The organism is Streptomyces sp. NPDC051569 (assembly GCF_044454085.1).
Lineage (GTDB): Bacteria > Actinomycetota > Actinomycetes > Streptomycetales > Streptomycetaceae > Streptomyces.
On record NZ_JBITDJ010000017.1, the window covers coordinates 74,609 to 95,853 of the forward strand.

Below are 21,245 nucleotides of genomic sequence, written 5' to 3' on the forward strand. Positions count from 1 at the left end.
TCCCGGGAGTGCCTCGCATGGGGACGAATGGATCGACCATGCTCCAGCCGTTAAGGCAGGGCCTTCCCCCCATCGATCCCGCGGGGGGCGCCAGCTCGGCGTCGTGTGCTCTGCCGCCTCGCTATGAGGCGGTGCGCGGGGCACGGCAGTTCACCCGGACCACGCTGGGGCAGTGGGATCTGAACGACCGCTTCGACGATGTCGCGCTGGTCGTCTCCGAACTCGTCACCAACGCGCTGCGGCACGCCCTGCCCGCCGACGGCCAGCGAGAGCCGTACGACCATCCCGTACGCCTGCATCTGATGCGGTGGACGTCCCGGCTGGTGTGCGCGGTACGGGACCCCAGCCATGCGAGCCCGCTGGCGCGGCAGACGGACGAGGACTGCGCGGCGGAGTCCGGCCGGGGGCTGTTCCTCGTGGACTCGTTCAGCGATACCTGGGGCTGGCATCCGCTGGCGGGGACGCTGCACGGCAAGGTGGTCTGGGCCCTGTTCCAGCTGCGGAACGAGTGACGCGGCCGGCCGGTGGGCCGACCGCTTCAGTTGGCTTGTACTGACCGGTCCAGCCTTGTACTGACCGGTCCAGCGCGGCGGGCGCGATCGGGGATTCCGTTATGCCGCCGTGCCGGTCGAGTCGGCCGTGTCAGCCATGCCTGGCGTGCCCGTCAGGTGGTCGAATTCGCCGGCCTTGGCGCCCAGCAGCATGGACTCGATCTCGGCCGTGGTGTACACGAGCGCGGGTCCGTCGGGGTGGCGTGAGTTCCGTACCGCCACATCCCCGTCAGGCAGCTTGGCGAACTCCACACAGGAGCCCTGGGAGTTGCTGTGCCTGCTCTTCTGCCAGACGACTCCGTGAAGCTCTGTGGCCGTTATGCCGTTGTACACGTGGTGCACAGGTCGCTCCCCGAGTCGCAAGGTGCAGGTGTCAACTTTCTCGGATCATAGCTCTGTTCATGTGCATACGCATGAGCAGATGCACGTGCACGCGGGGTGTTCCCTTGGTTACAGACACCTGGCTGAGCTGCACCGTTCGGACTCGACTACCCGCACTCTGTGAAGAGACGCATCCCACGGCCTTCCGGCTCCCCGTTCGTGGGAAAAGCATCCTGGTAACTTGGCGCGGTCCAGCACATCGACAGGGGGAGCGGAACGTGCAGAGGCTCGTACGGGCGGGCATCACGGCGGCCGGGCTCGTCGCCGCGCTCACCCTCACCCTCGGCGGATGCGACGGCGGCGGGGACACCGGCGGCGGCTCGGCCGGCGGCTCCGGCAAGGACAAGGGCGCCGCCGGCGCCGCACCGGGCGGATCGGGCGGCAGCCCCGCGGCCGATGCCGGTTCGGGCTCCGGCTCCGGCTCGAACGCGGCGGGCGCCGACATCGAGGGCACGTGGACCGGGCGGACCGACGGCAAGGCCGTCGCGCTGTCCGTCAAGTCCGGCAAGGTGGCGCTCGTCGCCGACCAGAGCATCTGTCAGGGCTCGGTGCAGGACATGGGCGAGCCCATGCTCACCCTCACCTGCGAGGACGGCGCCACCGACCGCGCCATGGGGACGATCGAGTCCAACGACGGCAAGACCCTGGTGATCTCCTGGGGCGGCGACAGGAAGGACACGCTGGCGAAGATCGACCTCAGCTCGCCGAGCCCGTGAGACCGCCCGCCCGGCCCGGTCCGGCCGGCCTGAGCCCGGCCTGAGCCCGGCCTGAGCCCGGCCCGAGACCCCGGGCCGAGACCCCGGCCCGAGACCCCGGCCCGGGATCCCGGCCGTGACGCCGGGCACCCTCCGCCGTTCGCGTGCTCAGCCCGCCGGCCGGATCCGGCCGGGCCGGCTCCGGCCGGCACCGGTCCGCGTACCGCCCGGCACATGCGCCCGGTCGGCCGCCGACGTCCCGTCGTGCCAGCCCGCCTCGTCCGTGATGCCCCGGACCCGTGTCGACACCGTCTCCGGGAACATCCGGTCCGCGCGGTCGGCCACCGCCACGTCCCGCGCCGCGAGGACGGGCAGCAGTGCGCCGCCACCGGCGTCGGCCTGCCCGTCCGCCGCTCCCGCCGCCTCCTCCGTGGCCTGTTCGGTCGCCATGGCCAGGCGCTCGCCCAAGCGGTGCGCGTAAGCCATCAGGAACGACTGCCGGAACGTCTTCGTCCGCTTGCGTCCGGCCGCGCGCTGAGCCGCCTCGGCGCGGGTCATCGCCGCCGTGCCCTGCACCAGCAGGGAGGTGTGGAGGAGCTCGACGGCCTCCAGGTCGGGCTCGAAGCCGACGACCGTCGAGAAGCCGTACGCGGAGTTCCACACCGCGCGGCAGCGGTTCGCGGAGGCGACGGCGTCGAGCAGGATCGCCTTCGCCGTCTCGTACGGCGCGTCGACCCCGATCCGGCAGGCACCGGGCACATCGCCCCGGTGGGTCCGGTCGGCGAGCAGCGCCTCGTCGATGCTGTGGCGTGCCATCAACTCCTGCGCCTTGGCGGTGAGTGCCTCGGCCTCCTGCGGATAGCCGGTCGCCTCCGCCTTGGCGAGCAGGGCCCGGATACGGGTGAGCATGCGCGGCTCGCCGTCCACGGGGGCCAGGTGCACGGGGGCGCCGGGCACCGGCCCCACCGGCTCTACGGCGGGCAGCCGGATCAGCAGCAGGTACAGCTCCAGGACGGTGGTGGCGTACGAGAAGCGGTCGGCCCGGTACGCCTCCGGCCGCGCCTCCTGCTCCAGCTTCAGCTCCGCGAGCTGGGCAGCCCAGCGCGGTGCCTGCCGCTCGTAGCGCCGCCCCTCCCCCTCGATCAGCCCGGCGACGAGCCGGACGTGCGGCTCGTCGAGGTCGCGGCGGACAAGGCGTACGACATCGGCGGGTTGCCAGCCGCGCTCCCAGGCGAGGCGGACGAACTGCTCGCCGCGCCGCCGCACTTCGGCGTCCGCCGACGGGTCGGCGGCGATCAGGGAGGCGCCGGTGTCGACACCCTCGCCGCGATCGGTGGAGAGCGCGGCGGCAAGGGCCCGCTCGACGGTACCCACAGCGGTACTCATGACGCCGCCGCCTCCCTGTTGTCCATCCGTGGCCGTGCGCGCATCCCTCGATGATCCCAGGTCCGGCCGGATGAACTTGTCCACAGGCTGTGGATATCGAACACTTGCGCTACCTGCGCAGGAGTCCCTCTGTCCACAGGCGGCCCGCGCGGAGGAAGGACCTCGCGCCGGGCCAGCTGACGGGCCTGATGACGAGCCTGTCGGCGGGTCTGCCGGCGGGAGGAGACCCGGCGCGGGTCAGGGCGTGACCACGAGCTTTCCGGCCGCGTGGCCCCGCTCGCTCTCCGCCTGCGCCTTCGCCGCGTCCGCCAGGGGGAACGCCTGCGCGACCCGCAGCCGCAGCGTGCCGTCGGCCGCCAGACGGACGCCCTCGGCGAGGGCGGCGCGCTTCGCCTCCGGCGATCCGCCGCCGCCCGAGAAGGTGACCCCGAGCCCGGCGGCGCCCGCGTCGGCGATGGTGACGATCCGGTCGGTCGTGCCGCCGCGCAGTTCGATCGAGTCGGGCAGCGCCCCCTTTCCGGCCACGTCGAAGACCGCGTCGATGCCCTGGGGGGCGACCGCGCGGACGCGTTCGACGAGGCCGTCGCCGTACGCCACCGGGATCGCGCCCAGCGACCGCAGGTAGCCGTGGTTGGCCGGGGAGGCCGTGCCGATCACCGTCGCACCGCGCGCCACCGCGAGCTGGACCGCGACCGACCCGACCGCGCCCGCCGCGCCGTGCAGCAGGAGCGTCTCGCCGTTCCGCAGCGCGAGCAGGTCGAGCACCCGCTCGGACGTCTCCGCCGCGACCGGCAGCGCCGCCGCCTCCGTCCACGCCAGGTCGGCTGGCTTGCGGACGATGGTGTCGGCCAGCGCGTACCGGGCGTAGGCACCGCCGGCGCTCCAGCCCAGCACGTCGTCGCCGACGGCGACCTCGGTGACCCCGGCGCCTATCTCGTCGACCACACCGGCGAACTCCAGACCGGGGACGGCCGGCAGCGGTGTGGGGAAGACCTGCTCCATCGTCCCCCGGCGGATCTTGAAGTCCATCGGGTTGACGCCCGCCGCCCGCACCGCCACCCGGACCTCGCCGGGACCCGCGTGTGGTTCTTCCATGTCCTTGACGTGCAGGACCTCGGGACCGCCGAACTCCTCGAAAGTGATCGCCTTCATATCGGCCTCCACATGCGATAGGTAGGTGCGTTGTGTGCGTCGCGTACGTCACGTACCGCGCGTACCGCGTACGCCCTGCGGCCGGGCCTCCGGCCGTGACCCCGCCATCGATTTTCCCGGTATCGGGCCCGTCCCGCCTTTCGAGCCGATGTCAGACCCGCCTGCGAGACTCGCTTCCATGACCGAACGATGGGCTCTGGCGGCGGACGGCGGCGGCGCGCTGCTCGTTCCGCTGGGCGCGGACGGGCGGCCGGCCGGGCCCGTCCTCCGGGAGCCCGATCTGGTGGCGGCGGTCAGGGCGCGGCTGCCGGAGGTCGGGCGGTGGGTGTGGCGTTCCACCGCCGAGCTGTATCCACGGCTGCTCGCCGCGGGCGTGCGGATCGAGCGGTGTTACGACATCGAGGCGGCGGAGCTGCTGCTGCTCGGCCACGAGGGGCGGCTCGGGGAGCCCCGGTCGGCGGCGGCCGCCTGGGCCCGGCTGCGGCGCGGAGCGGTGCCCCCCGACCCGCCCGCGCGTTCGGCCGTGCCGGGCTCGCAGTCCTCCCTGTTCGAGCCGCACGCGGGGCGGGACGTGCCGTTCGAGGGGTTGCTGGAGGTGTACGCGGAGCAGTTGCGGCGCCACCAGGACGCCGAGCATCCCGGGCGGATGCGGCTGCTCACCGCCTCCGAGTCGGCGGCGATGCTGGTGGCCGCCGAGATGCACCGGGCGGGGCTGCCGTGGCGGGCGGATGTACACCGGGAGATGCTGCGTGAGCTGCTCGGCGAGCGGTACGCGGGCGGGGGCGAACCACGCCGGCTCGCGGAGCTGGCGGACCAGGTGTCGGAGGCGTTCGGCCGGCGGGTGCGGCCGGATCTGCCGGCCGATGTCATGAAGGCCTTCGCCCAGACCGGTATCAAGGTGAGATCGACCCGGCGCTGGGAGCTGGAGGAGATCGATCATCCGGCGGTGGAGCCGCTCATCCAGTACAAGAAGCTGTACCGGATCTGGACGGCGCACGGCTGGAGCTGGCTGCAGGACTGGGTGCGGGAGGGACGCTTCCGGCCGGAGTACCTGCCGGGCGGTACGGTCTCCGGGCGGTGGACGACCAACGGGGGCGGCGCCCTGCAGATCCCCCGGGTGATCCGGCGGGCGGTCGTCGCCGACGAGGGCTGGCGGCTGGTGGTGGCCGACGCCGATCAGATGGAGCCGCGCGTGCTGGCCGCGATCTCCCGCGACCCGGGGCTGATGGAGGTGGCCGGGCACGACGGCGACCTCTACACGGCGCTGTCCGACCGCGCCTTCTCCGGGGACCGCGCCCACGCGAAGCTCGCCCTGCTGGGCGCGATCTACGGCCAGACGTCCGGCGACGGGCTGAAGAACCTGGCGGCGCTGCGCCGCCGTTTCCCCCTGGCCATCGCGTATGTGGACGACGCGGCGCGGGCGGGCCAGGAAGGCCGGCTCGTACGGACCTGGCTGGGCCGGACCAGTCCGCCCCGGGCGGCCCTCACGGAGGACGACGACGAGGGCGGGCTCCCGCAGGAGCCGGGCGATGCCACCGCCTCTTTCTCTTCCTCCTCCTCCTTCTCCTCCTCCGACGACGGCGAGTTCACGCCGGGCGGGGGCCGCACGTCGTCGGAGGACCGCGCGCGGGGCCGCTTCACGCGGAATTTCGTCGTCCAGGGCAGTGCGGCCGACTGGGCCTTGCTGATGCTGGCCGCGCTGCGGCGTGCGACGGCGGGGATGCGCGCCGAGCTGGTCTTCTTCCAGCACGACGAGGTGATCGTGCACTGCCCGGAGGAGGAGGCCGAGGAGGTGGCGGAAGCGATCCGCGCGGCCGGAGAGCTGGCCGGGCGGATCACCTTCGGTGAGACGCCGGTGCGGTTCTCGTTCACGACGGCGACGGTGGAGCGGTACTCGGACGCGAAGTGACACCCGGTACGGCACTACGGACCGGGCAGCCACTTCCCGCTGGTCGCGATCTCGGTGAGCTGACGCATGGTGAGCGCGGGCGTCTCGCGGGTCGCGGGCGAGTGCTGGTCGCCCGCGTTGAAGGCGGAGATCACGACCCGCAGCCCGTCCGGCCGGAGGGTGTCGGCGGTCCACATCACCACTCCCTCGACGCCCTTCTCGCCCTGGTCCTTCTTCGTGTTCAGCCACATACCGTCCGGCAGCCGCTCGGCCTCGCCGAAGAGTTCGTCCTTCACGTCCGTCATGCGAGGCTGCACGTTGACCTGGACGAAGCTCCGGCCTCTGCCGTCGTCAACGACCACGTAGGCGTATCCGTCCTCGCCCCCCTGGTCCGTCACCGTGAGGCCGTCCGGGAGCAGCGAGACGAGCGTCTTACGGTCGGCCGCGGCGTCCTTGCCGTTGTCATCAGCGGGGCTGCCGGGTCCCGCCGTAGGGATGATCTCTCCCGGGGGCGGCGTCGGCAGCAGGCCGAGCGGTCCGCGCCACTCGTCGGAGGTGACCAGGGCCTTCAACCGCGCCGGATCCAGGGGCGGATCGATACGGGAGACCTTGGCGCCCTTCTCCGCAGGAGCGTTGTACTCACTGAGGTCCACGAGGAATCCGTCGGCGGTGAGCAGCACGCCCCGCCAGAGTTTGGTCGGCTCGCGCCGATCCGGATACTCGTACCCCTGGAAAATCAGGAGCCGGGAACCATCGGCCAGCTCGGTGCTGGTGCAGTCGTCGAAGTCGACGATGACCTGGTCGGGGCACTTCACCGCGTTCAGTCCCTGCCCCGCTCCCACTCGCGTCAGGCTCACGGAGATCGCGGCCGCGCCTTGACCGTCGTCGAAGACCCCCGACACGCTCCACCCCCTCTCGCGGCCCCCCTCGCCCGCCCGGACGTCGCTCAATTCCCCTGCGGCGAGCAGCTTTTCGAGGATCGGGACCAGGGGGCTGTCCGGGGCGGGGACCGGGCCGCCGGACGCGGCCACCGCTACTCCGTCGCGTACCGGACCACCCAGCTGTCCACTTCCGACTGCTCCGCCGAGTCCCACCGCCGCCAGCGCCAGCACGCTCACGGTCACCGTGACCGTCCGCCGGAGAACCATCCGGCGGCGGCCGCGGATCAGAGCGCCGTCCACCAGAGCGCTCAGGTCTGTGGGGGCGAACGCGTCACCGGTGCGGCGTAGTTCCGCGCCGAATTCGTCCTCGAATGTCCCCTCGAAGGGGCTCCCGGAGGGCATGGTTGATCCCGCTTCCTGCTCGATTTCCGGATGGGTCAGGTGTCAGTGACCGGCGAACTCGGCGAATCTGCCGCCCATGTGCTCCCGGAGCTTCGCAAGCGCCCGCACGGAGCGGGTACGTACGGCGGCGGAGCTGACGTTCATCGCGCCGGCGGTCTCCTCGACGCTGCGGTCCTCCCAGTACCGCAGCACCACCACCGCGCGGTCCTTGGGGGCCAGCTGCCCGAGCGCGGCGAGCAGGGCTATCCGCAGGGCGGGATCACCGCCCGAGTACTGCGCGGATTCAGGAAGTTCGCCGACAGGCCGCTCGGTGGCGGAGCGCCGCCGCTGATGGGTGAGGAAGGTGCGGACAAGGACGGTATGCGCGTACCCGGCGGGATTGTCGATCCGGGAGACGCGCCCCCACACCGCGTACATCCGTCCGAGCGTCTCCTGCACCAGGTCTTCGGCGAGATGCGTATCGCCACTGGTCAGCAGGCACGCGGAGCGGAAGAGCTGGTTCGTCCGGGCGCCCGCGAACTCCCTGAACTCATCCGCGCGCGACAGTCGCACACTCTCCCTGCCGATACGTCCCATCGCTACCCGCACCGTGTCCCCGCCCCGCCGTCTCGGCTCCCCGCCCTGACACCTCTCTGACGCGACGGACCACCGGAAATGTTTCAACGGCCTCGCGGTTGCCGGGCACCCGCGTGGGCGGGCGGCCGTTTCACGTGAAACCCACGCGGTCGGGTCCAGGGCTGAGGCCCCCAGCCCCGGCCCCTGGGCCCCCTGACCCCTCGGGTCCCTCAGGCCCCGGTCTCAGCCGCCCGCGATGACCGCGCTGGTCGCCGCCGACGTGATGATCACGGTCAGCGCGGCCTCCGCCGCGTCGACGACACGGCGGACAGCGGGCGCCGCCCACTGGCCCCGCGCGATCGCCGCCATGCGCTTCTCGACCGCCCGCGCGCCGGTGGCCGGGAAGGCCAGCCGGTGCAGCTTCGCCCCGTGGAGCAGCGCCACCAGGCAGGCCGTGCGCTCGTCCGGGGTCTCTCCCTGGAGCACGGCCGCGTCGAGCCGGCGCCGTACCGCCGCCTCCACCGAACCGTCCGCCTCCGGATAGCGGCGTACGGGGAAGAGTCCCAGCACCTTCTTGGTCTCTTCCCGGATCAGCCCCTTGGCCTGGAGGCCCTGGGTCGCGCCGGCCACCGCTTCCCGCTTCAGCTGGTACATCCAGTCGGCGACCTTGCGGGGCTTGTCCCGCGCGACGACGGCGGCGAGCGCGGCGTCGAGGCACTCCACGCCGACCGGCGCCGGGTCGCGGACGATGACCAGGTCGCCGGTCACTTCGATGCGGCCGGCCAGCGCCAGCTCCACCAGGGACGCGGCGGCGATCGCCGAGGCGGTCTTCGTCGATTCCTTCCCGGCCCCGGATTTGTCGTCCAGTGACAGCAGCAACAGCTCTTCACCCAGCGTGGTTTCCATGCCCGTCACCTCTCCGTGCGCCGTGCGGGTAAACCCCCCGGGTCAGCGCACCAGGTCGCGGTGCGGATACGTGGTCCGGCCCCGGACGGGGCGCCAGCGTGGGCGCCGTACGGACGCCGAATTCGCGGCGCAGCGCTGACAGGGCGGCGAGATAGCCGGACATGCCGTGCACGCTGGGCCCGGGTGGGGTGGAGGCCGAGCAGAGGTAGACCCCGGGCAGGGGGGTGCGGTAGGGATCGAGGCGGGGGGGGAGGGCGCAGGATGCTCTGGGTGAGCGTCATGGCGCCGCCGCTGATGTCTCCCCCGACGTAGTTGGGGTTGTACGCCTCGTACTGGAGCCCGCTGATACCGCGCCGCGCGATCACGGTGTCGGTGAAGCCCGGTGCGTAGCGTTCGATGCGGGCGCTGAGCATGCGCACCGGGTCCCTGCCGTCACCGTTCGGTACGTGGGCGTACGCCCAGACCGGCCGTTTGCCGGGCAGCGCGCGCTCCGGGTCGGCGACCGCCGGGTCGACGAGCAGGACGAAGGGCTCGTCGGAGGCGATACCGCGCGCGGTCCGTGATTCCTGCCGGTCCATCTCGGCCTGGGTGCCGCCGAGATGGACGGTACCGGCCCGCGCGACGGCCGGGTTCGCCCAGGGGATCGGCTCCGAGACCAGGAAGTCGACCTTGGCGGCGGGACCGTAGCGGAACGCGGCCAGTTGGCGTGCGTAGCGGCTGGGCAGCCGGTCCCCCGCGATCCGTGCGAATCCGTTCGGGCTCGTATCGAGGAGCACCACCCTGGCGGCGAGTTCCCGCAGGTCATCGATCTTCCGGCCGGTGTGCACGACCCCGCCGTGGTCGGTGATGTCGGCGGCCATCGCCCCGGCGATCCGGCCGCTGCCGCCGCGCGGCAGCGGCCATCCGGTGCCGTGGGCGAGGTGTCCGAGGAGCAGTGCCACCACTCCGGACGCGAGGCTGGGCAGCTTGCCCAGGGCGTGCGCCGCGACCGCGGTCAGCGGGGAGTTGGCCTCCTCGGTGGCGAAGCGCCCCCGGGCCAGGGCCGTTCCGTGGGCGAGCGTCCGGTCTGCCGGCAGGAGAGGGGCGGCCAGGTCCGGGGGGATGCCCCGCTGCCCGGACAGAATCAGATCGACGACGCCCTCGCTGTGCGCGAGCAGAGGCCGCATCAGCCGGCGCCACCGCTCGCCGTCGGGTCCGAGGAGGTCGCAGGCGGTGTCGCGGTCACGGTGGGCCAGGCCGGCCCGGCCGCCGTCCAGCGGGTGCGCGTAACTGATCTCGGGGTGCAGCAACTCCACTCCACGCGCGGCCAGATCGAACTCCCGGAAGAGGCGGGACGCGGCGGCCATCGGATGCACGGCCGAGCAGATGTCGTGCACGACCCCGTCGTCGAAGAGCGGTGCGCTGCGCAGGCCTCCGCCGAGCTGATCGGCGGCTTCGTGGAGTTCGACCCGGAGGCCGGCCCGGGCCATGGTCACTCCGGCGGCGAGCCCGTTGGGGCCGGTACCGACGATCGCGACATCGGCCCGGCTCACCGGCCGCCTCCGCGCCCGGCCGGTACCGGCCGGCGGTCGAACGGCGGGTCCGGCACCCGCTCGCCCCGCAACTGCCGTGCGGCGAGCCGGCGGTACAGCTCGTCGCCCGCCGCCAGTTCGCCGTGGGTTCCGGTGACGCGCACCGTACCGCCGTCGAGGACGATGATGTGGTCCGCGTCGACGACGGTGGACATCCGGTGGGCGATCGCGACCACGGCGCACTGCCGGGAGACCCCGGCGATGGTCCGGCGAAAAGCGGCCTCCGCCTCGGCGTCGAGGTGGAACGTGGCTTCGTCGAGGAGCACGAGCCGTGGTCGCTGCAACAGCGTGCGGGCGATGGCCAGGCGCTGCCGCTGGCCGCCGGAGAGCCCCGCGCCGCGCTCGCCGAGCGGTGTGCCGAGCCCGTGCGGCAGGTCCGCGATCAGCTCCGTGAGGTTGGCCAGCCGTGAAGCGGTCGGCGGCCGGTCCGCCCGCCCGCCGCCTCGCCCGTACGTCCGCTACAGGCTTGCCCTGGTGGTCGCCGCCGCACGGGCGGTCGAGATCGATATCGACGCCCGGCGTGACGACATCGGCCGGCATGCCCGGCCGACCCGGACTGCCGGCCAGGAACACCTCACCCTCCGCGCACCGCTCCGTCCCGGCGATCTCGCACGGCCGGCGGCATCCGGAGGGCGATGGCTCCGGTGACGGCGATCGTGACCCCGGTGACCATCCGGGGTGGTACACGAGGATCGGTCCTCCGGTACCGGACGTCGGCACCGGAGGATGAGGCGGCGACGCGGGACGGATTCGTACATTCCTTATATGACCGTTCTGATTGCCGACCCCGACGTGGTCGCCCTGCCCGTCGTGGACAGCGGCGAGCCCCTCATCGATCTGGCCGAAGCGGGCCTCGCCTGCCAGGCGGCCCCCGGCAGCCCGGGCCGCCGGGTGCGGGCCGGCGTCGCCGCGCGCCTGCTGGCCGCCGAAGCCGCCCTGCCCGCCGGTATCCACCTGCTGGTGGTGGAGGGCGCGCGGTCGGCAGCGGACCAGACACGGATCGTCGAGGGCTACCAGCGGGACCTGCGTGCCGCCTTCCCCCGGTCCGCGGAGGACGAGATCCAGCGGCTCAGCACCCGCTACGTCGCCCCGACCGCGTACGCCCCGCATGTGGCGGGGGCCGCCGTGGACCTGGCCCTGACCGACGCGCGCGGCCGGCGCCTGTGGATGGGCACCGAGGTCGACGCGACACCGGAGGAGAGCGAGGGCGCGTGCGCCTTCGCCGCGCCGGGAATCAGCGCGGAGGCGCGCGCCCACCGCGACCTGATGGCCGCCGCGCTGTCGGGGGCGGGGCTGGTGAACTATCCCACCGAGTGGTGGCACTGGAGCTACGGAGACCGCTATTGGGCGCTGATGACCGGCGCCCGGCAGGCACACTACGGGCCGGTCGGGGTGGCATCGTGAACCTCCTCGAAGAGCGGCGGGGTCCGCTGCTCACCGTCGACCTGGCGGCCGTCGCCGCCAACACCGAGCTGTTCCGGGCCCGTACCGGAGCCGCGCTGATGGCGGTGGTCAAGGCGGACGGCTTCGGCCACGGAAGCACCGACGTGGCGCGCACCGCCCTCGCCCACGGAGCCTCCCGCCTCGGCGTGACGTCGATCGCCGAAGGACTGCGGCTGCGGAGCGCCGGACTGACCGCCCCGGTCCTGAGCTGGCTCAATCCCGTCCACGCCGATGTCGAGGCGGCCCTCGTCGCGGACCTCGAACTGGCCGTGCCCGGCGCGCGGCACCTCGCACGGATCGTCGCCGCCGCCACGGTCACCGGGCGGCGCGCCAGGGTCCACCTGCACGCCGATGTCGGCATGGCCAGGGACGGCGCCGAGCCGGCCGCGTGGGCGGAGCTGTGCGCGGAAGCGAAGCGCGCGGAGCAGCGGGGCCTCCTCGACGTCGTCGGCGTCATGGGCCACCTGGGCTGCGCCGCCGACCCGGATGATCCGCACAACGCGGAGGGGCGGCGGATCTTCCGCGACGCGGTGACCACGACCCGCCGGTACGGCCTGCGGCCCCGCCACCGGCACCTGGCCGCCACGGCGGCCACCCTGACGGACCCCGCGAGCCACTTCGACCTCTGCCGGATCGGCGCCGGACTCATCGGCGTCGACCCGTCGGCGACGACCCGGCTGCGTCCCGCGCTCACCCTCACGGCGCCGGTCGTGAGCGTGCGCGACGTCCCGGCGGGCACGGCGGTCGGCTACGGCCACGCCCACGTCACCGCCCGCCCGACGCGGCTCGCGCTGATCCCGGTCGGGTACGCCGACGGCATCCCCCGGTCGGCCGCCCCTGGCGCCCGCGTACAGCTGCGCGACCGCCGTCACCCGGTGGCCGGCCAGGTCTCGATGGACCAGACGGTCATCGACGTCGGCGAGGAGAACGTCGAGCCCGGCGAGATCGTCACCGTGTTCGGTCCCGGCGACGACGGGGAGCCGACCGCCGCCGAGTGGGCACGGTGGTCGGGGACCATCGAGCACGAGATCGTGACCGGCATCGGCGCGCGGGTCGACCGCCGCGCCGTACCCGCCACATCCGCCACATCCGCCACATATAGCACGCATGGCACGTACGACACGTACAGCGAACACGGCGTACAGCGGCAGACTCTGGCGGTGAGCGCGTGATGACGACGACTCCTTCCTCCCGCCGGACCCGCGTCGCAACTTCCCGCTCGCCCCGCGTCGAAGCTTCCCACCGGACCCGCGTCGCGGTCATCGGCGGCGGCCAGAACAGCGAGCACGAGGTCGGGCTCGCCACGGCCGCGTCGGTCGCCGCCTCCCTGGACCCCCGTACGTACGACGCCGTACGCCTGACCATCGGCCGCGACGGCCACTGGTCCGACGCCGCAGGACACGCCTTCCCGGGCGGCCTGGCCGACGCGGTCGCCGTCATCTCCGGCTGCGACGTCGTCTTCCCGGCCGTTCACGGACCGCGTGGTGAGGACGGCGCGCTCGCCGCGCTGTGCGAGCTGGCCGGTGTGCCGTACGTCGGCTCCGGCATCGGCGCCGGCGCGCTCGCCATGGACAAATGGGCCACCAAGCTGGTGGCCGAGGCCCTGGGCATCCGTACCGCACGGGCCGTGCTCGTCACCGCCCCGACCGACACGGTGGCGCTGCCGATGCCCGTCGTGGTCAAGCCGGTGGCCGCGGGATCGAGCCACGGCGTCACCCGGGTCGCCGATCCCGCGCTGCTGGCCGGCGCCGTCGAGGAGGCCCTGCTGCACGACAGCCGGGTGCTGGTGGAGGAGTTCGTCGCCGGACGCGAGATCGACGTCGCCGTACTCGGCACCGCCGACGGCGACCGGCGGGTCGGACCGCCGCTGGAGATCGTCGTCGAGGCCGGCGCGCTCTTCGACACGGACAGCAAGTACGACGGCACCGCCGACTTCCGCCTGCCGGCCCAGGTGTCCGAGGACGAGCACCGCCGGCTCACCTCGGCGTCCCTCGCCCTCTTCGACGCGCTCGGCTGCGCGGGCGTCGCCCGCTTCGACTTCTTCCTCACCCCGGCCGGCCTCGTACTCAACGAAGTGAACACGATGCCCGGAATGACCGGCCAGTCGCAGGTCCCCCGGATGTTCGCCTCCACCGGCCTGGCCTACCCCGACCTGCTCGACGCGCTCGTCACCGCCGCACTGCGCGGCCCCCGGTGAGACGCGTACAGGGACTGGACCTGCTGCGCGGGGTGGCCGTCGCCCTGGTGATGCTCAGGCACGCCTTCCCGCAGCCGTTCTCCGGCGGGGGCGTCGTGGGCGTGGTGATGTTCTTCGCGCTGAGCGGCTATCTGATCACCGGCACACTCACGTCCGAACTGCGCCGGAACGGCCGGCTCGACCTGCGGAGGTTCTACCGCCGCCGGGCCGCGCGTCTGCTGCCCGCTCTGGCGGCGATGGCCGCCGGGGTCGCCGTCGTGACGCTCCTGTCCGACCCGCTCGGGGACCGGGCCGAGCTGCCCCGGACCCTGGCGGTCGCCCTGACGTACACCTCCGACCTGCCTTTCGCGCACGGCGGCGACGCCACCTTCCACCTGTGGACCCTGGCCGTGGAGGAGCAGTTCTACCTCCTGTGGCCGGTGCTGCTGATCATCGCCTGGTCCAGGCGCCGAGGCGTCCCGGCGCTGCTCATCGCGTCGGGCACCCTGGGCACCGTGGCGTGCGTGGCAGTATGGACGCACGTCGCTCCGCACCCGGATGTCGCCTACACGCTGCCGACCTCCTGGGTCACCAGCCTGGTCATCGGAGCCGCCGCGCGTGTGGTGGCGGACCGGCCGAGCGCGTCACGGGACCGGGTGCTGCGCCGCGCGGCCCCCTGGGCGCTGACCACGCTGCTGGTCTCCACCCTGGTCCCCTGGCGGAGCTTCGCCCTCACCTACCCTGTCGGAGGCCCAGCCATCGCCGCCCTCACGTCGATCGTGCTGCTCGCCTGGCGGGACCGGCGCGTCATCGATTCCCGGCCGCTGCGCGCGATGGCCGCGCTCGGCATCGTCTCCTACGGCGCGTATCTGTGGAACTACCCGCTGACGCTCTGGCTGCGCCCCGTTCTCCCGGGACCGGCGGCAGGCGTTCTCGCGGCGGCGCTGACACTGGTCGCCGCCGCCCTGAGCTGGCGGCTGGTGGAACGTCCGGCGCTACGGCGATGGGCACCCCGCCCCGCCCCCGCACCCCCCGCGACGGCACCCGGGCCCGCACCCGCACCCGCGACGGCACCCGCGACGGCACCCGTCCCCGTCCCCCCAGCGGCGGTTCGCCGAAGGACCGGGGTGTCACCGTGAGAGCACCCCGCCTCGCGGGCTTCCCCGACCTCCTCGGCCACCTCCTGCGCCGCCGCCACGAGCTGCCCTGGCTGGCCGCGATCCCGGGAGGCGTCGTGGCCGTGCTCGGCCTCTACGCCGACGCGTCGGAGAACAGCGCCGGGACGCTCCCGTTCTATGCCGAGGCCGTCATCGCCCTCGGCGTAGGCGCCGCCGTCTCCCTCTACCGGATACGCCCCGCCTGGGCCCTTGCCCTCGTCTGGCTGACCGCGGTCATCCAGGTGGCGGACGACCTCGACATCGCGCTGGTGCAGCTGGGCGGCGTACTCGTCGTCGCGTACGGCACCGCCCGGCACGGCCGCGTCCGCACCGTGTGGGCCGCCGGGATCTCGATCCCGACCGGTACGTTCCTGGCGATCAGCTACCTGATCCAGCGGGGCGGCACCGAGTCGCCGGGCGTCATCGGCCTCGTCGGTCTCATCCCGTACAGGTCCTCCCTGGGGATCTTCACGGGGTACGCGTTCGCACTGGCCCCGCTCCTGGTCCCGTTCACGATCGGACTGCTGCTCCGCGTCGCGGAGCGCTACAACGTGTCGACGACACGTCGCGAGCAGGCCGAGGCCCACGCCCTGCGAGCCGAGGAGATCGCCCGGCTGCGCGCCGAACAGACCCGGCTCGCCCACGACGTGCACGACGTCGTGGGCCACTCCCTGGCCGTCATCGTGGCCCAGGCCGACTCCGCCCAGTCCCTCGGCGACCACGATCTCGACCGCATCCGCGAGGCCATGGCCACCATCTCGGCGACCGCGCGGCGCTCCCTCGGAGACGTACGGCAGGTCCTGTCGTCCGCCGGGGAGCGCGCCGTGTCGACAGGAACGACCGGCACCCTGGAGAGCCTCGTCGACGGTGTGCGCGGCGCCGGGTACGCCGTACGCGACGACGTCGTGGGCGCCCCCCGCCACCTGCCCCCGGACCTCGACCTGGTCGCCTACCGGGTGCTGCAGGAGATGCTCACCAACGCCCTCAAACACGGGGAGCGCTCCACACCCGTCACCGTGGTCCGCACCTGGGGAGCGGACGAGCTGCGCATACAGGTCTGCAACACTGTCGTCGGCCGCGCCTCCGAACCGGCTCAGGGACTCGGACTGTCCGGTATGCGACAGCGCCTGCGGACCGCCGGCGGGACCCTCCACACCGTCCAGCGGGAAAACAAGAACGGCCCCTCGCTCTTCACGGCGACCGCGCGCATACCCACCGGCCGGTAGGAAGGAATCCTCATGGCAGACCCGATCCGCGTGCTGCTCGTCGACGACCAGGAGCTCTTCCGGTCAGGCGTCGCCATCAGTGTCGACACCCAGCCCGACCTCGATGTCGTCGGCCAGGCGGGCAACGGCCTCCAGGCGGTACGGATGGTCGAGGAGACCCAGCCCGACGTCGTCCTCATGGACATCCGGATGCCCGAGATGGACGGCGTCGAGGCGACCCGCCGGATCTTCGCGCCCGAGGCTGTCGCCCGCCGCACCCGACCCGTCCGGGTCATCGTGCTGACCACCTTCAACCTCGACGACCGGGCCGCCACGGCGATCCGGCACGGCGCCAGCGGCTTCCTCCTCAAGGACGCCACCCCGGAATTCCTGCGCGCGGCCATCCGCACCGTGTACGCGGGCAACGCGGTACTGCTCCCCGACGACCTGCAGTCACTCCTGAACGGCGGACTCGGCCGCCGCCGCCCGGTGCCTCCGCAGTACCTCACGCTCAGCGAGAAGGAACGCGAGATACTCGGCGCCGTCGCGCGCGGCCTGAGCAACACCGAGATCGCCGACGAGATCTTCCTCAGCGAATCGACGGTGAAGACGCACGTCGGGGGCATCCTGCGGAAACTGCGTCTGCGCGACCGCGTACAGATCGTGGTTTTCGCCCACGACCACGGCCTCCGCGGAAACTGAGCCACCCCACATCCAGGCCGGAGTTCCCGCCCGAATGCCGCTGTTGTGAGGATCCGGCCGGAACGGCGGCGACCTCGTGCACACCACGCCACGCGGAGGGTCGCCGTCGCTACCGTGCCCGTGTCGAGCGGATCGCCGGCCGGTGGGGCGGGCGGGCGCGTGACGCGTACCGAACGGGCCTGGCGAACAGGGGAGCCATACATGGGGGACATCAGGATCAACTCCGCGGGGGTGCGCGGCGCGGCCACCGACACCGAAGCGCTGTCGCGGCAGGTGGCGAAGCGACTGGCGAACGCCCTCGACGGCAGCGGCGACGTGTTCGGAGCCCACTACGGAAACGGCTGGACCAGCCCGGCACACCTCAAGGTCTGCGCCGAGAAGTGGGAGGACCACATCGTGGCGCTGGCCAGGCAGATGGGCGACCTGAGCCGCAAGCTCAACGAATCGGCCGACAGCTACGACGCCACGGACGCCGAGGCGGACGCGCGGCTGCGCACCGGCCTCAACGACCTCGGGAAGGTGTGACCGTGGTCGACTACGAGGGAGTCGTCAACGCCCGCCCATCCACGTGGGCGAACGCGGCCGAGGAGTTCCAGTTCCTCGCGGACTACACGTTGAACGCCTCGAAGGACCTGCGCGAATACGGCACCAAGCCGCTCGCCGAGAACTGGACGGACGAGGTCGGAGCCGCCGCCGCGGCGGAATTCGAGAAGCTGTCCGATCAACTGGAAGCGGCGTACGACATTCTGCTCTCCGTCAACATGGTCGCGGACGGCATGACCACCACCATCGAGACCGCGCACAGCACGCTCCGCGAAGCGCGGGAACTCGCGACCCGGTACAACATGGAGATCGGCGCCGCCGGCACGGTCACCGGGCCGCCCCTGCACAACCGCCTGCAGGCCGAGGAGATCGGCCCCTACCGCACGCAGGTACAGGCCCTCGTCGACCAGGCGATCGAGCAGGTCACGCTGGCCGACCAACTGGCCGCGACAGAATTCGCCGAACTGGGCGACCGGACGAATGTCAGCGACCCCGCCAAGGCGCTCAACGACCTCCAGACGCACGCCTCGCACGTCCAGATGCAGATGCTGGCCGCCGACATCCCGACGGGCGAGTCGCCGGAAACGGTCCGCCGCTGGTGGCAGGGGCTGAGCGCGGAGCAGCGCAAGGACATGATGCTCGCCCAGCCGGTCGCGATCGCCGGCCTGGACGGCATCCCGGAGCAGACGCAGCGCGAACTGCGGGGCACGGACGGGAAGTACGACCGGGTCAAGATGGTCGAGTACGCGCTCGACAACTGGGACGAGGACGACCCGACCGACTTCGGCAACAACTGCACCAACTTCGTCTCCAACGCCCTGCACCACGCGGGCATGCGGGAGAAGACCAGCTTCTGGGAAGGCACGTCGGGGGAGGACACCTGGATGATCGGCAATCGGACGGGCTCCGACGAGGTCGACAAACGCCTCGCCTACTCGGACACCTGGGCAGCGGCCGAGAACCAGCAGAACTTCATGCTCAGACACGGCGGCGAAGAAGTGTCCCGGACCGAGGCGAAACCGGGCGACATCATCTATTACGAGCAGGCCGGGGAGAACGACTCCATAGAGAAGGGCAACACCCACCACGCGGCGATCGTCACGGCGGTCATGCCGGACGGTGAGATCAAGTACACCCAACACAGCGACTCCTACCAGAACGTGAGCCTGGAGGGCCGTATCAACGCCACCGAGAAGGCGGAAGGACAGCAGAACGTGCGCATCGTCCGTCCCCGGCCGGATTGGTACTGAGAGCCGTGAGCACCGACCCGAGTCCCGCCGCCGGCAAGCTCTCCCCGGCATGGCACCGCTGGTCACTGGTGGTTCCGCTGCTGGCGGCGCTCTCCCTGGCGCTGCTGGCCGCCCGTCTGACCTTCGGCGGGGACACCTTCCAGGACTGCCACTACCTGGGCCCGTCGACGCGTATGTACGTGACCGCCTGGGCGGCACCGGCCTGCGGCGTGCTGGCCCTGCTGCTCCTCGCGGGGCTCTCCCGCGGGATTCGCTCCCGAGGCGGCCGCCTGACGATGGGGTGGCAGGGCCGCGTCGCCGCGGTGGCGGCCTGCGTCACACCCGTCCTGCTCCTGGCCCAGCTGGCTTTCCTGTACTGGACCCTGGCGCCGGACCCGGCGGGCGGTACGGGCTGTTCGGGGGCGGCACTGCTGACCCTCTGAGCTCGACCGGGGCCGCGCGCACCACACACGCGCGCGGCCCCACCGCCGGAGCGGGGAACACCTGCCGGACGTCCCGTTCCCCGGTGTGTGCGTTCCGCAGGTCGTTCGACGAGCTACGCACGACGAGTCGCCCATGCACGGCCCTCGCCACCACGAAGATCGCGGACAAGCAAAAGCCCCAGGTCACGGCGAGTGAGTCCTGGGGCTTCTACAGAGCCGCCTTCGGGATTCGAACCCGAGACCTACGCATTACGAGTGCGTTGCTCTGGCCAGCTGAGCTAAGGCGGCATGCCGTGTGCACCTCATGGTGCGATCAGCGGCGCGGCCAAGTCTACACAGTTTCCGGGGGTGCTCCGCACACCCCGGGCTTGGGCGGCTTTGCGCAGGTCAGGAGCACTTCTTGCCGGCGCTGGGGGGCGTGCCCTCCAGGAGGTAGGTGTTGATCGCCGTGTCGATGCAGTCGCTGCCGCGCAGATATGCCGTATGGCCGTCGCCGTCGTAGGTGAGGAGAGTGCCGGAGGTGAGCTGGCCGGCCAGTGACTGGGCCCACTTGTACGGGGTCGCCGGGTCGCGGGTGGTGCCGACCACGACGATCGGTGCCGCGCCCTTCGCCTCGATCCGGTGCGGGGACCCGGTGGCCTTGGTGGGCCAGTACGCGCAGTTCAGGGAGGCCCAGGCGAGCCCTTCGCCGAAGACCGAGGAAGCCTTCTCGAAGGAGGGGAGGGCGCCGGTGACCTCGCCGGGGCCGGTGAAGGCCGGCGGGAGGTCCAGGCAGTTCACGGCGGAGTTGGCGAACATCAGGTTCGCGTACTTTCCCTCGCTGTCGCGCTCGTAATACGAGTCGGCGAGGCCGAGGAGGGCGGCTCCGTTGCCGTGCATGGCACTGGCGAGGGCCTGCCGGAGCTGCGGCCAGGCGGATTCGTCGTACATCGCGTCGATCACGCCGGTGGTGGCCAGGGACTCGCCGAGGGCCCTGCTCCCACCGGTCGGGACGGGCTTGGCGTCCACGGCCTTGAAGAACGCCTTCATGCGGGTGGCGACGTCGGCGGCGGACTTCGTGCCGAGGGGGCAGTCGGTCTGCTTGACGCAGTCCGCGGCGAAGGACCCGAAGGCGGTCTCGAAGCCGGCGGTCTGGTCGCGGTTGAGCTCGCGGGCCGGGAGGGACGGGTCCATCGCACCGTCCAGGACGAGACGGCCGGTGTTCCCGGGGAACAGCTCGGCGTACGTCGCACCGAGGAAGGTGCCGTACGAGGCGCCGACGTACGACAGCTTCCTGTCCCCCAGAACCGCACGGGTGATGTCCATGTCGCGAGCCGCCTCGACCGTGGACACGTGCGGAAGGATCTCGCGGGAGCGCTTCTCACACCCCTGCGCGAACTTCTTGAAGGACTCCGTCAGCAGCTTCGTCTCGGTCGGGTCGTCGGGGGTCTGGTCGACCTGGGTGTAGGCGTCCATCTCCTTGCCGGTGAGGCACTCGACAGGCTCGCTGCGGGCGACACCACGCGGGTCGACGGCCACCATGTCGTACCGGGCGCGTACCGCCTCCGGGTACGCGATGGCCGCGTACCCCTGGAGGTAGCCGATGGCGGAGCCGCCGGGTCCGCCCGGATTGACGAGCAGGGAGCCGAGCCGCTTGCCGGGGCCCGTGGCCTTCTTGCGGGCGACCGCCAGGTCGATCTGGGTCCCACCCGGCTTCGCGTAGTCGAGCGGGGCCTTCATCGTGGCGCACTCGAAGCCGGTGACGCCGCACGCGCGCCACGTGATCTTCTGGCCGTAGAACTTCTTCAGGGCGGCCGGATCCGCGGCCACCGAACCCGCTGCCTCGGACGAGGAACCGCCCGAGCTGCAGCCGGAGATCAGCAGACCGGCCGCGACGAACGCGGTGGCGGAGATACGGAAGAGGCGCCTGATGTCCATTCGGGGAGCCTAGCGGCCGGGCGGCGCGTGACCGCCGTTCCGCACTCGTACGGGTGAGTCCG

The 21,245-nt window shown here is 72.3% G+C and carries 21 protein-coding genes and 1 tRNA gene; 12 read left to right on the forward strand and 10 right to left on the reverse strand.

Features of this window, described 5'->3' with window-relative positions; all coding sequences use genetic code 11:
• Window positions 1-17 precede the first annotated feature (17 nt).
• Window positions 18-512: an ATP-binding protein gene (locus ACIBAE_RS22450; protein WP_399288359.1), complete on the forward strand. Its 495-nt coding sequence runs from the start codon at window positions 18-20 to the stop codon at window positions 510-512.
• A gap of 99 nt (window positions 513-611) precedes the next feature.
• On the opposite strand, the gene ACIBAE_RS22455 is transcribed toward ACIBAE_RS22450, so the two are convergent.
• Window positions 612-893, reverse strand: a complete 282-nt coding sequence (locus ACIBAE_RS22455) for a DUF397 domain-containing protein (protein ID WP_399288362.1) — start codon at window positions 891-893, stop codon at window positions 612-614.
• A gap of 257 nt (window positions 894-1,150) precedes the next feature.
• Between ACIBAE_RS22455 and ACIBAE_RS22460 the strand changes: the two genes are divergently transcribed.
• Window positions 1,151-1,648 carry a hypothetical protein gene (locus ACIBAE_RS22460; RefSeq protein WP_399288365.1) on the forward strand — a complete coding sequence of 166 codons (498 nt, stop codon included), beginning with the start codon at window positions 1,151-1,153 and terminating at the stop codon, window positions 1,646-1,648.
• A 147-nt stretch (window positions 1,649-1,795) separates the two neighbouring features.
• Here the strand turns inward: ACIBAE_RS22460 and ACIBAE_RS22465 are convergent, their stop codons facing one another.
• Window positions 1,796-3,013: a DUF2786 domain-containing protein gene (locus ACIBAE_RS22465; RefSeq protein ID WP_399288368.1), complete on the reverse strand. Its 1,218-nt coding sequence runs from the start codon at window positions 3,011-3,013 to the stop codon at window positions 1,796-1,798.
• A 237-nt stretch (window positions 3,014-3,250) separates the two neighbouring features.
• Window positions 3,251-4,165: an NADP-dependent oxidoreductase gene (locus tag ACIBAE_RS22470; RefSeq protein ID WP_399288371.1), complete on the reverse strand. Its 915-nt coding sequence runs from the start codon at window positions 4,163-4,165 to the stop codon at window positions 3,251-3,253.
• 178 nt (window positions 4,166-4,343) lie between these two features.
• On the opposite strand from ACIBAE_RS22470, the gene ACIBAE_RS22475 reads away from it, so the two are divergent.
• On the forward strand, window positions 4,344-6,074 hold the full coding sequence (locus tag ACIBAE_RS22475) for a bifunctional 3'-5' exonuclease/DNA polymerase (RefSeq protein ID WP_399288374.1): 1,731 nt from the start codon (window positions 4,344-4,346) through the stop codon (window positions 6,072-6,074).
• Window positions 6,075-6,088: 14 nt separating this feature from the next.
• On the opposite strand, the gene ACIBAE_RS22480 is transcribed toward ACIBAE_RS22475, so the two are convergent.
• From ACIBAE_RS22480 to ACIBAE_RS22500, 5 genes are all read right to left on the reverse strand, one after another.
• Complete coding sequence (locus tag ACIBAE_RS22480) at window positions 6,089-7,336, reverse strand: hypothetical protein (RefSeq protein ID WP_399288377.1); 1,248 nt, start codon at window positions 7,334-7,336, stop codon at window positions 6,089-6,091.
• 42 nt (window positions 7,337-7,378) lie between these two features.
• Window positions 7,379-7,888 carry a SigE family RNA polymerase sigma factor gene (locus tag ACIBAE_RS22485; protein ID WP_399288380.1) on the reverse strand — a complete coding sequence of 170 codons (510 nt, stop codon included), beginning with the start codon at window positions 7,886-7,888 and terminating at the stop codon, window positions 7,379-7,381.
• Window positions 7,889-8,134: 246 nt separating this feature from the next.
• Window positions 8,135-8,797 carry a GPP34 family phosphoprotein gene (locus ACIBAE_RS22490; protein ID WP_399288383.1) on the reverse strand — a complete coding sequence of 221 codons (663 nt, stop codon included), beginning with the start codon at window positions 8,795-8,797 and terminating at the stop codon, window positions 8,135-8,137.
• Window positions 8,798-8,802: 5 nt separating this feature from the next.
• Window positions 8,803-10,329, reverse strand: coding sequence for a phytoene desaturase family protein (locus ACIBAE_RS22495; RefSeq protein ID WP_399288386.1), 1,527 nt, complete (start codon window positions 10,327-10,329; stop codon window positions 8,803-8,805).
• On the reverse strand, window positions 10,326-10,772 hold the full coding sequence (locus ACIBAE_RS22500) for an ATP-binding cassette domain-containing protein (protein WP_399288543.1): 447 nt from the start codon (window positions 10,770-10,772) through the stop codon (window positions 10,326-10,328). The genes ACIBAE_RS22495 and ACIBAE_RS22500 overlap by 4 nt, the downstream gene beginning before the upstream one ends.
• A gap of 361 nt (window positions 10,773-11,133) precedes the next feature.
• On the opposite strand from ACIBAE_RS22500, the gene ACIBAE_RS22505 reads away from it, so the two are divergent.
• From ACIBAE_RS22505 to ACIBAE_RS22545, 9 genes are all read left to right on the forward strand, one after another.
• A complete protein-coding gene (locus tag ACIBAE_RS22505) occupies window positions 11,134-11,772 on the forward strand; it encodes a M15 family metallopeptidase (RefSeq protein WP_399288388.1) in 639 nt (212 codons plus the stop codon).
• Window positions 11,769-12,983: an alanine racemase gene (alr, locus tag ACIBAE_RS22510; protein WP_399288391.1), complete on the forward strand. Its 1,215-nt coding sequence runs from the start codon at window positions 11,769-11,771 to the stop codon at window positions 12,981-12,983. The genes ACIBAE_RS22505 and alr overlap by 4 nt, the downstream gene beginning before the upstream one ends.
• On the forward strand, window positions 12,983-14,008 hold the full coding sequence (locus ACIBAE_RS22515; RefSeq protein ID WP_399288394.1) for a D-alanine--D-alanine ligase: 1,026 nt from the start codon (window positions 12,983-12,985) through the stop codon (window positions 14,006-14,008). The genes alr and ACIBAE_RS22515 overlap by 1 nt, the downstream gene beginning before the upstream one ends.
• Complete coding sequence (locus ACIBAE_RS22520; RefSeq protein WP_399288397.1) at window positions 14,005-15,126, forward strand: acyltransferase family protein; 1,122 nt, start codon at window positions 14,005-14,007, stop codon at window positions 15,124-15,126. The genes ACIBAE_RS22515 and ACIBAE_RS22520 overlap by 4 nt, the downstream gene beginning before the upstream one ends.
• Window positions 15,123-16,370 carry a sensor histidine kinase gene (locus tag ACIBAE_RS22525; RefSeq protein WP_399288400.1) on the forward strand — a complete coding sequence of 416 codons (1,248 nt, stop codon included), beginning with the start codon at window positions 15,123-15,125 and terminating at the stop codon, window positions 16,368-16,370. The genes ACIBAE_RS22520 and ACIBAE_RS22525 overlap by 4 nt, the downstream gene beginning before the upstream one ends.
• A gap of 12 nt (window positions 16,371-16,382) precedes the next feature.
• Entirely contained in the window at window positions 16,383-17,051 is a 669-nt protein-coding gene (locus ACIBAE_RS22530) for a response regulator (RefSeq protein ID WP_399288403.1), read from the forward strand.
• Window positions 17,052-17,252: 201 nt separating this feature from the next.
• Window positions 17,253-17,576 carry a hypothetical protein gene (locus tag ACIBAE_RS22535; protein WP_399288406.1) on the forward strand — a complete coding sequence of 108 codons (324 nt, stop codon included), beginning with the start codon at window positions 17,253-17,255 and terminating at the stop codon, window positions 17,574-17,576.
• Window positions 17,577-17,578: 2 nt separating this feature from the next.
• Window positions 17,579-18,844 carry an amidase domain-containing protein gene (locus tag ACIBAE_RS22540; protein ID WP_399288409.1) on the forward strand — a complete coding sequence of 422 codons (1,266 nt, stop codon included), beginning with the start codon at window positions 17,579-17,581 and terminating at the stop codon, window positions 18,842-18,844.
• A 5-nt stretch (window positions 18,845-18,849) separates the two neighbouring features.
• Complete coding sequence (locus ACIBAE_RS22545; protein WP_399288412.1) at window positions 18,850-19,266, forward strand: hypothetical protein; 417 nt, start codon at window positions 18,850-18,852, stop codon at window positions 19,264-19,266.
• Window positions 19,267-19,480: 214 nt separating this feature from the next.
• Here ACIBAE_RS22545 and ACIBAE_RS22550 read toward each other — a convergent pair.
• Both ACIBAE_RS22550 and ACIBAE_RS22555 read right to left on the reverse strand, forming a co-directional pair.
• A tRNA-Thr gene (locus ACIBAE_RS22550) sits at window positions 19,481-19,554 on the reverse strand.
• Between the two features lie 99 nt (window positions 19,555-19,653).
• Window positions 19,654-21,183 (reverse strand): alpha/beta hydrolase, encoded by a 1,530-nt coding sequence (locus ACIBAE_RS22555; protein WP_399288415.1) that lies wholly within the window; start codon window positions 21,181-21,183, stop codon window positions 19,654-19,656.
• Window positions 21,184-21,245 lie beyond the last annotated feature (62 nt).

Excerpts from the sequence above, each read along its gene's own strand:
- ACIBAE_RS22490 (WP_399288383.1), bottom strand. The coding sequence starts at position 8,797 with ATGGAAACCACGCTGGGTGAAGAGCTGTTGCTGCTGTCACTGGACGAC.
- ACIBAE_RS22465 (WP_399288368.1), bottom strand. The coding sequence starts at position 3,013 with ATGAGTACCGCTGTGGGTACCGTCGAGCGGGCCCTTGCCGCCGCGCTC.
- ACIBAE_RS22475 (WP_399288374.1), top strand. The coding sequence starts at position 4,344 with ATGACCGAACGATGGGCTCTGGCGGCGGACGGCGGCGGCGCGCTGCTC.
- ACIBAE_RS22480 (WP_399288377.1), bottom strand. The coding sequence starts at position 7,336 with ATGCCCTCCGGGAGCCCCTTCGAGGGGACATTCGAGGACGAATTCGGC.
- ACIBAE_RS22505 (WP_399288388.1), top strand. The coding sequence starts at position 11,134 with ATGACCGTTCTGATTGCCGACCCCGACGTGGTCGCCCTGCCCGTCGTG.
- ACIBAE_RS22535 (WP_399288406.1), top strand. The coding sequence starts at position 17,253 with ATGGGGGACATCAGGATCAACTCCGCGGGGGTGCGCGGCGCGGCCACC.
- ACIBAE_RS22450 (WP_399288359.1), top strand. The coding sequence starts at position 18 with ATGGGGACGAATGGATCGACCATGCTCCAGCCGTTAAGGCAGGGCCTT.
- ACIBAE_RS22470 (WP_399288371.1), bottom strand. The coding sequence starts at position 4,165 with ATGAAGGCGATCACTTTCGAGGAGTTCGGCGGTCCCGAGGTCCTGCAC.
- ACIBAE_RS22515 (WP_399288394.1), top strand. The coding sequence starts at position 12,983 with ATGACGACGACTCCTTCCTCCCGCCGGACCCGCGTCGCAACTTCCCGC.
- ACIBAE_RS22555 (WP_399288415.1), bottom strand. The coding sequence starts at position 21,183 with ATGGACATCAGGCGCCTCTTCCGTATCTCCGCCACCGCGTTCGTCGCG.
- ACIBAE_RS22530 (WP_399288403.1), top strand. The coding sequence starts at position 16,383 with ATGGCAGACCCGATCCGCGTGCTGCTCGTCGACGACCAGGAGCTCTTC.